A 9493-nucleotide genomic window follows, 5' to 3' on the forward strand; every position below is an offset into this window, starting at 1 on the left:
CTGGTGGGTAGAAAACCAAGCCATTTATTATCCTAAAAACATCTTTTTTGCTCAATAAACTATATAGTAGTAAAACAGTATAGTATTATATAAGGTACTTCTCGAATAAAAGGAGTTTTGGTACGGAATAAAAGGAGTTTTGGTACGGATACAGAGATAATAAAAGGAGTTTTGGTACGGAATATAGATGAATATTTTTTTAGATCTCCTTTTATTATTATATTCGATTTTCTGAATAAAACGAGTTTTAGTACGGGATATTGGCAGTTATATTTTTATATCTCCCTTTTTATAACTAATTGATTTTCATGGCGAAAAAGAAAGATAAGAGAGAAATTGCTCAAATGACTTTGCCACTTATTTTTGATGAGAAGGAGGTCAAAAAATATGCTAAGCAACATTGGAACGTCACTTTTGCCCGACAAAGGAAGGTGTCTGTGTATGCTAAACGTATCATGGCGAATGTATTAGCCATGATTAAAGAAGATGATAGCGAGTTGAGACCTTATTATCAAATGCACATTTCTGACGTAGTCCCCACAACGGATTCAGATTTCCACGCCAAGGTCAAAAAGGCCTTTGATGAACTGACGGACTTGAAATGGCTAATTGAAGATATTTCAACAAAATATTTCGCTTTTAGGCATTTACTTAACACCTCCGATGTCAATTGTGCTTACAAAGACGGCACCATATCAATCGTTCTAAACCCTTTATTAAAGCCATATTTTATTGAGTTGGCCCATTATAGCATCTATGAAATCAAACATTACATGCATTTTAGTAGCTGGTACAGCCTTCGGGTGTTTGAACTACTTTCTGCCTTCAAGGATACTGGGATCTGGTGGGTGAGCATTGATGAGTTTCGGCAGCTAATGGATTGTGAGAAAAAGTATCCCCTAAGCAAGGATCTGCTTAAATACACACTTACTGAACCTTTGCATGAGCTTGAAAGCACCGATTTAGCCTTTACCTACGAGCCGGTTTTCGACATGTATGCACATGGTCGCGGCCGCAAGCCCGTAATTGCGCTCGAATTTCGCCTTAAAAAGGCTAAGCCTAAGAATATACCCAAAGAATGGTTTGAGTTCTCTGACGAGCACAAAAGCGTGCTTCTACGGCTACGCACATGGCAGGTGACTGATTCAAATATCATAAGGTATGCAAAAGCGATCGGTATAGAGCGAGCAAATAAGCTACTTTACGAATGGCAACTAAAAGGGAAAGAAATTCAAGACAGGACCAAATACTGCAACGCCGTCTGGGTACGTATAGGCAAAGTAGCATCTGGCGAAAATTAACCTAGCAGAGTTAAATTGGGTGTTTTACAAACTCAATCTCGTGCCTGAAAGCGATACATTGATTGGTGAGACGGCTATTTAAGCCACTTTTAGCGGGTTTTGGGGCGTCTGGCGGCCGCCGGCACAAGTCGCAGGAAAGGGACGTTTCATCGGACACTCTATTGATGCATTTAGAGTGCCAAATCATTTATTTTGACCTTAAACAAATCCTTTACCGTCAATTTATACAAGGCCGGCCAATTCTTTCCAGTGACATACAACGCATGTTCGCCATGGTTGTATGCAATTCCATTTAAAACATCTGACTGCGGATCAATCAAATTTTTGGGCACCAGGCTAGTAAGGTTTAACTCTCCAACCACTTTTCCAGACTCCAAATCAACCTGAACAATGCGATTTGTCTCCCATACATTCGCTAACACATAGCCATCGACGTATTCCAACTCATTTAATTTGGATACAGCTCCTTTGTCATCATAAACACTTAAACCTCCAAGCGGCTTAAAATCAGGGGTATAAAAGTATAGGCGATTGGACCCGTCACTGACAATCAATGTTGTATCTTTATGAGTTAGCCCCCATCCCTGAGTATAGTATCGAAATGTTTTATCAACTTCAAGTCCCATTGTATATCGAAAACACTGTCCTGATTTCCAGGTCAATTGATATATTTTATCATTAACAATGGTGATTCCCTCACCAAAGTGTTCGATTGGCAAATCCTTTGATTGCATAATGATACCAGTGGTCGGCTCAACACGCATTAACCTGGATTGCCCATGCTGCCCAGTTCCTTCATAAAGTGCGCCACCATAAAACTCTAAGCCCTGAGTAAAGCTTGTTGTCGCATGAGGATAAGTTGTTGATAATTGATACTGAAGGTGACGCGGTTTAATGTCAGATCGAATTTCAACAAATAGGGTATCAGAGATACCTCCTTTGCTAGCATGCAAACCACTAATTATCAGCTGGTAAAAACCTACTTTTGAAGTATTTGTTGGAATTAAAACGGTTAAAGTGTCTGATTGAAAGGCCTGAATCCGTTTATCATCTAGCATGACGTCAAGCCGATCCAGTGGCTCGCTAAGCTTGATTGAAATGGTATCATTGCTTACATAAGACGGCTCGGAAAGTGTTGCAATTGCTGAGCGAACGTGCTTTTCAGTCTTACTGCTTTCACGCTTTTTTTCACAAGATTGAGCAAGCCAGCAACATATAAAGATGAAGGGAAGGCAAAAGCCAATTTTTTTCAAGATTTGAGACTTTGGGTTACATTCATAAGCACATTTAAAATTAGTACTAGAATCCCACTTTTTGGTTGTAAAGCATCTAAACTTGAAAAGCAGTTAGATAATGATTTCTTCCTGTCTTGAAACATCCGACTGTGAGAAAGGATTCTAACCAGGGCCAAATGAAAAAAGCTTGCTTCACCTGGTGCAGCTGCTTCTCCGGAACAAATAGGCAAAGTCCCGTCTCGTTGTACAAAACCAAGAACTTTCACCAACGGGCTGCTCTCCCCTTGTTCTGTGTTTTCTCATTTAACATAAAAAGGGTTATACAAACTGTAGGAGCAACTTCTGGCTTTTGTTATGCTCACACAACTGATAAACAAGGTTATAAGATTGTATTTTTCTTATTATAAGACTAAAATAATTGGATCTCGTTACCTAATTGGAGAAGTTTCAATAATTGATTATTTTTGTATTTATTCAAGTTTTGTTTGAATATTTGTCGTAACGGCCGGATCCCTCGTTCAATTTAGTAAACTACTTTTCTCCTACCACTACTTCCTGAGTCGAAATCAACCCACGGGCTAGCAACTTTCCTTCTTTTCAGGAAAATCGCTTGATAAGCTTGTAAGTCGGGTTTTTGGCACTGTTGAATCCGGCTATGCTCATGATTATTCCAAATTGCTAGCAAGGAGCTGCTTAGGGCTGTCCCATTGATTAAACAACCTGAGGGATAACTTTGCATTTAACGTTATAGACCTATTTTTTTAAAATAAATGGGCTTGACTTCTCTAAAAGGAAGGATTGATACTATTATAAAAGACCAAATAACAAGACCAAGTAAAATTGAGCGATTCCTTGACAAGTGTGAACGAGCTGCTAAAAAGGTGGTAAAAGCCTTTGCCTGGATTGAAAAGTATACGAAAATGAAATGGTAAAGGCTCTATTCGCAAGGAATACTTCCTTTGCTTCACCACGTTGACGGGGGCCATGCTTTACTTCGGGATCTTCATGGGTATAATCTGTTATAAAACTTCAAATCTAAAACCTTAAATAAATTCAATTAAGATAACATACATTGATTTAAACTAAATTGTATTTTATCTTTAAACAAAACAGAATTTTACTCCTATGAAATTCTGTTTCAAGCATTTTTTCGTAACTCATTAAAAAAAAAATCAACTTTTTTCGAATTATTTTTCATTGGCATATTATTAGAATAATACAACACAAGCTCTTATTGAAAAATAAATTAACTTTTTCTTGTATATGTTAATATTATTAATTAATTAATATATATAACTCTATAAAATAGAGATAGTTATGAATTAAACAAATTAATTTAAAAATATTTTTTCAGGGAGAACGTATAACTATTGCCTATTAAAGGTTGTTTTTGGGCCCTCAGGCGAACGATGTTCTTCTTGGTAGTGTCCAAGTATGCTCGCCCACCGTAAAGGCCTTACAGGTCAAATGAAGGAGGAAGAATCGAATTATTATGTTACCTTTACAATGCCGGAGTACCAGTCGGCTGTAATAAGTAAACGTTCACTTTAAAAGTTAGCAAAAGAGAAAACACTAAGACATAAAAAAAACGAACACCGTACCAGGGTATTCGCTTTTGAGGGACAAAACATATCGACCAAGATCTGCAAGGGGGATTCTCCACCCTTTGACTGTACCCTTTTTTATTTCGGCTCAAAACTAGGCATTTTTTTTTATATGCCAAATTCTGGACGAAACTGGTTGGAAAATCCTGTCCATAACTAAGGATAGTACTCAAAATCAATATACTATGGGAAAGTACACGCTTAAACCAGGTAATTTGACTCCAACAAGTGGACAATATCAAATCGTTGCCCCGGGAGGAAGGAGAGGCCCAGAAATTACATCCGTAAAAGGAAATCCTCTCCCTCCAACCAACTCAGCTGGATCAACTTATATACTGGTGGACGCTACTAAACATTAGTATTTCGGAAGGAAACTTATCCTTCCGAGTGTTTCACCTCTCGCCCTTAACATTGAAAAGGCGGGATAGATCCAGAATTAAGATGAAAAAAATTAGAATTATAAGGTCAGAAAACATTCTTTCTGAGCTAGTTACATTTGGAGAGACTTTTAGAATAGGTCTTCCATACGAGGATGTTGTAAAGAACGCTGACTTGAAGAAGTTTGGCATAAGTGACGTCTTCAAAGAAAATGAGGCTCAAACACCCATTCCTGCTGGGCCGCGTACCAAAGCCAATTTGAAAGGAATGTATGTCAGACAACAACCGGAAGTAAAGGAGGAAACGCTTAGGCACATTAAATACAAGAAAAAAAATGGCACCAAAGTGGAGTTTGATAGGATCTACAATATGTATAAAAAGATCCTTTTGGACAGACTTAATGTGTCATTTAAATTTATGAAGGATGAAGATGGTATAGAGTTCATTGTATCCGATGTATTGGTTTTTAATGATGAATTTGCCAACAGCAAAAAGAACACACATATTATCAACTTGTTTTTGGAAGTATTTGGTAATTATGAAGTTATAAGGGAAAACCTTTCTTATTTCATAAAAACTGATGCTCCATTTGAAAGGGAAGTGTTACCAAGCGGCGAACGCCTTGACGATCGAAACTTCCACGAATTTATTGAGTTTGCTGAACGTAGCATTAAGGAAAGGGACCGTAAGCCTCTTATTGAAAGAGCAAATGTCATGAAGGAGTTTGCTCCCATTGTAAGAAAAGCGCCCGGGCTGAATGGATATCTCGCATTCATATTTGAAGAAAAAGGAATTGTAGCAGCCGAATCCATCAGGGAGAACAATGCTACCTATTTTTTCAAATTACAAGATTATGAAGATAATCTAATGAAAGACAAGCAGGAAGTGCTTAATAATAAGTTGATGCTGAAACGCTTTTATCATTCCCAAGATGACCGATGGGAAAAAAAGATAAGGAAGTTTTTGAATCAACATTGAACGTAATTCATTCCCCTGTCCTGGACAGGGGAATTTAGCATCTAATTAATTATTAAACTCCCGCTAAAATGAAACAATTCTTATTTAACTCAAGTGGAAACTGGACTGCATTCAAAATTGGCAAGTATTTGTACAATACGAAAGCAAAATGGATTGGTTGGTTTCCTTGGGACGATGAAAATGCAGTTGACAAAAATGGTCAGTATTTAGGTTCTATATTTTCTTCTAATCGATTTTACAAGTTAAATCATTTCCCTTACCGAGGTTACCCTGGTTACCCGGGCTATCCAGGGTATCCGGGCTATCCTGGTTATCCAGGGTATGCAGGATATTCACCTAGACCGTTCACTACCAATGATATATCTAAAGATTATCTATTAGGTTTAGGATAAAAAATTGAGGACTTACTAGCAATATTATTAGCGGGTAAGTCCTCTCTTTTGTTTTTGCTCTGGTTTTTGAATAAAATCCTTCTTTTCCCCTTTGTTCGGCTCAACAGTCTGGTTCTGCTCTTTAGCTTGCTTTTCCTGGTGGCTCCGTTCGGCCACAATCAAATCGGCGCGCTGCATGGCTGTCCCGTTTAGTATCACCTTCCTATATTGGAAGGTTTCGCTTAACTCACGTACATAGCCAAACGTTCGGTCAAAAGCTTTCTCGCAGCGCTCAGTAAAATCCAGCCGGTCAAACTGCCCGAATTTCTGGCTATGGACGGCATTGCTCCCCCGGTGGTTGGTCATGGGACTGATCAGCCGGCCGTTGTCTGCTGTTTTGCGGCTCACGATCAGCTGCGCATGCATGTGCCTCCCTTCCTTTGCTTCCCCACGCTTCCGGATGCCCTGCTTTACTTCCAGATCTTCATGGGTGTAATACCGGTTGTATTCGATCTTGCCGTAATACTTGATATCTTGCTCAGATAGGCCTTTATTAAAATTCTCTGCATACTCTTTCATCACTTCACGTGCAAAGGCTTTCAGCTTTTGCGGGTCATTGCCAATATGGTCGAGCTCCTTTCCGGAAGGGCTGATATTGATCAGGTAAAATTTGGCTTCAGTCTTTTTAAGCTTGGCCACGTTCTGATCTATTCCAGTTTTTACCTGGTCAGGCCCGATATCATCACGCCCCTGGTCAAACCATAACTCTTTTTTGCCCAGCTTCTGGTTTTCCTTTTCCAAATAGTCCGTCAACTGTCCGCAGCTGCCGGTATTGCCGCCCGTTTCACTAGCGGTAATATTGACATGTGCCATATCAGATAGATTTGAATTGGCTCCGGGTTTCATCCTGGAGCTTTTTAACGGCTGCCGAACTTCCAAAGGAATTCAGTACCGAGTTCAGATCTTCACGCTCACGTATATAATTCTCAAAAAGAAGGACAAAATGATTCCGTATGCGGTCCTTTTCCTTTCGCAAATCTGAAATAGTACCCTGGAAATTATTTACTTCTGCCAGCAGTCTCTCTACCAGTCCACCAGTTTTTTCCTGTGCTGTCTGCGAAGCTTTTGAACCCTTGTGCAAGAGACGGACCATTTCCATAAAATGGCCTGCTACTTGTTGATCTTCATTTTCACCAAAATAAAACCGCAATAGCCTTGCGTACTTACGGAATTGCTCGTGCTGAAGTTTTTGCTCAGCAAGCATAGGCGCCAGGATATCTTTCTCCTGGACTTTTACAAAACTGATGATCCGGTTAATGCCTTGCCCCAGTTCTTTCTTTAAAAGCTCGTCGCTCAAATCTGACGGGTCTTTCTTGGATTTGTAAAAATAGTCGACCATTTCAGCAAGCAGGTCCTGCTTGCTGCGCCCGAGCTTCTCGGCGATTTTGCCAAATTTCTCATCGGTTGTCTCTGTAAAACGTACCGACTTATTATACTTCTTTTCCATGGCATAATATATCAATTGATATACTAAAATAAGCCATCTAAGACCAAATAGGTAATATTAAATTATAAAATATATTCATGCTATACTAATTATGGTTTATAAAAATATCTAATAAATTGAATATCAATATCTTAGCCTCGCAGAGCAAGAATGAATTATCGCATAGCGTAATTCCTTCTTGCTTCTAAAAAAGAACAACAAATGGGATATAAAAATTAACAGGGATTGCTGTTTTAGTGGATCAGTGGGATAAATGCTCACAAGAAAGCCCTAGTATTGACAGGGAAATTATAAAGGGGATATGAAAGGTTTATAAGATCAGTTGTTCGCTGTATAACTGGCTTATTTCTGTTCTACGACTGGGCTAGCGTATTTTAAATACCTGGGTTGTTAGATTGCCCAGGATGGCTTCTTTGGTTGAAAACTCTGGAGCTGGGCGCAGCAAACACGTCGAGCCTTAAGCACTTACGTGATGCCGACAAAGCATTTCAGATTCAATCGATCTCTTATGGCTAAACAGATTGTTTAGCCTTTGCCTTTTCAGCCTTTAAAACCTCAGACATATTTAAAAATTGGCCTTTATGCTCCGAAAAAGCCTTTGAAGCAGCATCCATCTCTTTTTCGGAAAGAGAATTTTTAACGTACTCCTTAGATGTTTTTGATGATGTTTTCATAGTATCTGATTCTGTCTTTCCTATTTGCTCTTCTACAACTTATTGGTCTAACCCTCCCATTTCTGACCACGAATATTACAAATTTTTCATCTTTATCATTCCCAACACCGACACCGCTGTATCTCTGCTCACCGTGTTCGTCTATCTTATCCGGAGCAATGATGAAATTCGGGTCCGAAAAGACACTTTCAACTTCTTGGATTGTATTTTCTCTTTCAGGATGGTCATCTATTACATGCTTTAAATTACCCATGTCCCACTCGAATTTTAAAGCCATATTTATTTCATGTTCTCAAAAAATGCATCGAGTTCCGCTCTATTATTAAGGACCATACACTTCCCCTCTCTGATCTCCTGCTGTGCGTCTTTTATGCGCTGAATCATTTCAGGAGTGAAATAAAGATCATCTTCTGATACAGGGGTGAGCACATAAGTTTGTTTACGCCCTCTCCGGATCACCACTTTCTCCCCTTTATCGGCCAGCTCAAAGAAGTCCTTTTGCCGCTCCCTAAATTGTCTGCTGGTTGTTTCTATTATTGCCATTGCGTACATGTTTTGGTACACAAATATACGGATACTTAATTCTATAGCCTATGCTAGAAATATGGTTCAAACATAATCACCTAATAGCTATTTACCCCAAATCCGCTGCCAAAATGATTTTCGGGGATTTTCGCTCGCTTCTTGAGTCACATTATGCGGTGCCGGTAATAACTTAAGCTCCTTGTTTTCTTCTCGTAGACCCTTGTTCTCCTCTCTCAAATAAGCGATTTCATCTTTCAATACCTGAATAAGTTCATCTTTAACAGCTAATACAGGTGTATAGTCTTGTGTATGAACTTGTATTGGGTCTACATTTACACGAGTGTTTAGGCTATCCTGTTCTAGCTTATCGAATGCCGTTTTAGGAGGGTATTTGTCAAAAAGGTAGTTAGTTTGAATAGTATACAATGAGCCATTTTTCCCTTCTTTGAGCCTAATGTAGGGTTTACTGTCTGCTTTTTTACAAAGCCGGCGGATGGTCATTTCGTTTAGGCCAGTAGCTTTTGCTGCTTCTTTCAGAGTTATATAATTCATATGCAACGTTTTACATGTACAATATACTGTAAATGCACATGTATAGATATTGTACAAGCCCATAAAATGAGTATTATTATATATAATATAAAAATATTATAATAACTAATTATTTAGTTTTCGAGGCTACCTATCCTTTTTCTATCCAGGAATTTTTGTTTGTTTTTATTGTCAAGCTAGAATAAAGACTGTCATAGTCCCTCTCAAAGAAAGAGCGTGCGCGTAGCGACGCAGGCCGCCCCTGGTGGGTAGAAAACCAAGCCATTTATTATCCTAAAAACATCTTTTTTGCTCAATAAACTATATAGTAGTAAAACAGTATAGTATTATATAAGGTACTTCTCGAATAAAAGGAGTTTTGGTACGGA

General features: G+C 38.7%; 10 protein-coding genes. 3 read left to right on the top strand and 7 right to left on the bottom strand.

Features of this window, described 5'->3' with window-relative positions:
- The first annotated feature begins 308 nt into the window (after nucleotides 1-308).
- Nucleotides 309-1301, top strand: coding sequence for a replication initiation protein (locus L0659_RS26170; RefSeq protein WP_235129573.1), 993 nt, complete (start codon nucleotides 309-311; stop codon nucleotides 1299-1301).
- A gap of 170 nt (nucleotides 1302-1471) precedes the next feature.
- Here the strand turns inward: L0659_RS26170 and L0659_RS26175 are convergent, their stop codons facing one another.
- Nucleotides 1472-2554, bottom strand: a complete 1083-nt coding sequence (locus L0659_RS26175) for a glutaminyl-peptide cyclotransferase (protein WP_235129574.1) — start codon at nucleotides 2552-2554, stop codon at nucleotides 1472-1474.
- A 2027-nt stretch (nucleotides 2555-4581) separates the two neighbouring features.
- Between L0659_RS26175 and L0659_RS26180 the strand changes: the two genes are divergently transcribed.
- Nucleotides 4582-5496 carry a hypothetical protein gene (locus L0659_RS26180; protein ID WP_235129575.1) on the top strand — a complete coding sequence of 305 codons (915 nt, stop codon included), beginning with the start codon at nucleotides 4582-4584 and terminating at the stop codon, nucleotides 5494-5496.
- A gap of 68 nt (nucleotides 5497-5564) precedes the next feature.
- Complete coding sequence (locus L0659_RS26185) at nucleotides 5565-5888, top strand: 4-fold beta flower protein (RefSeq protein WP_235129576.1); 324 nt, start codon at nucleotides 5565-5567, stop codon at nucleotides 5886-5888.
- Between the two features lie 27 nt (nucleotides 5889-5915).
- On the opposite strand, the gene L0659_RS26190 is transcribed toward L0659_RS26185, so the two are convergent.
- From L0659_RS26190 to L0659_RS26215, 6 genes are all read right to left on the bottom strand, one after another.
- A complete protein-coding gene (locus L0659_RS26190; RefSeq protein ID WP_235129577.1) occupies nucleotides 5916-6740 on the bottom strand; it encodes a DUF5712 family protein in 825 nt (274 codons plus the stop codon).
- A 1-nt stretch (nucleotide 6741) separates the two neighbouring features.
- On the bottom strand, nucleotides 6742-7374 hold the full coding sequence (locus L0659_RS26195; RefSeq protein WP_235129578.1) for a BfmA/BtgA family mobilization protein: 633 nt from the start codon (nucleotides 7372-7374) through the stop codon (nucleotides 6742-6744).
- Between the two features lie 512 nt (nucleotides 7375-7886).
- A complete protein-coding gene (locus L0659_RS26200) occupies nucleotides 7887-8048 on the bottom strand; it encodes a hypothetical protein (protein WP_235129579.1) in 162 nt (53 codons plus the stop codon).
- Nucleotides 8023-8325, bottom strand: coding sequence for a BrnT family toxin (locus L0659_RS26205; RefSeq protein WP_082218164.1), 303 nt, complete (start codon nucleotides 8323-8325; stop codon nucleotides 8023-8025). The genes L0659_RS26200 and L0659_RS26205 overlap by 26 nt, the downstream gene beginning before the upstream one ends.
- A gap of 2 nt (nucleotides 8326-8327) precedes the next feature.
- Entirely contained in the window at nucleotides 8328-8591 is a 264-nt protein-coding gene (locus L0659_RS26210; protein ID WP_235129580.1) for a hypothetical protein, read from the bottom strand.
- Nucleotides 8592-8678: 87 nt separating this feature from the next.
- Nucleotides 8679-9125: a hypothetical protein gene (locus L0659_RS26215; RefSeq protein ID WP_235129581.1), complete on the bottom strand. Its 447-nt coding sequence runs from the start codon at nucleotides 9123-9125 to the stop codon at nucleotides 8679-8681.
- Between the last annotated feature and the right edge of the window lie 368 nt (nucleotides 9126-9493).

The sequence above is a fragment of the Dyadobacter sp. CY347 genome, assembly GCF_021502655.1.
Lineage (GTDB): Bacteria > Bacteroidota > Bacteroidia > Cytophagales > Spirosomataceae > Dyadobacter.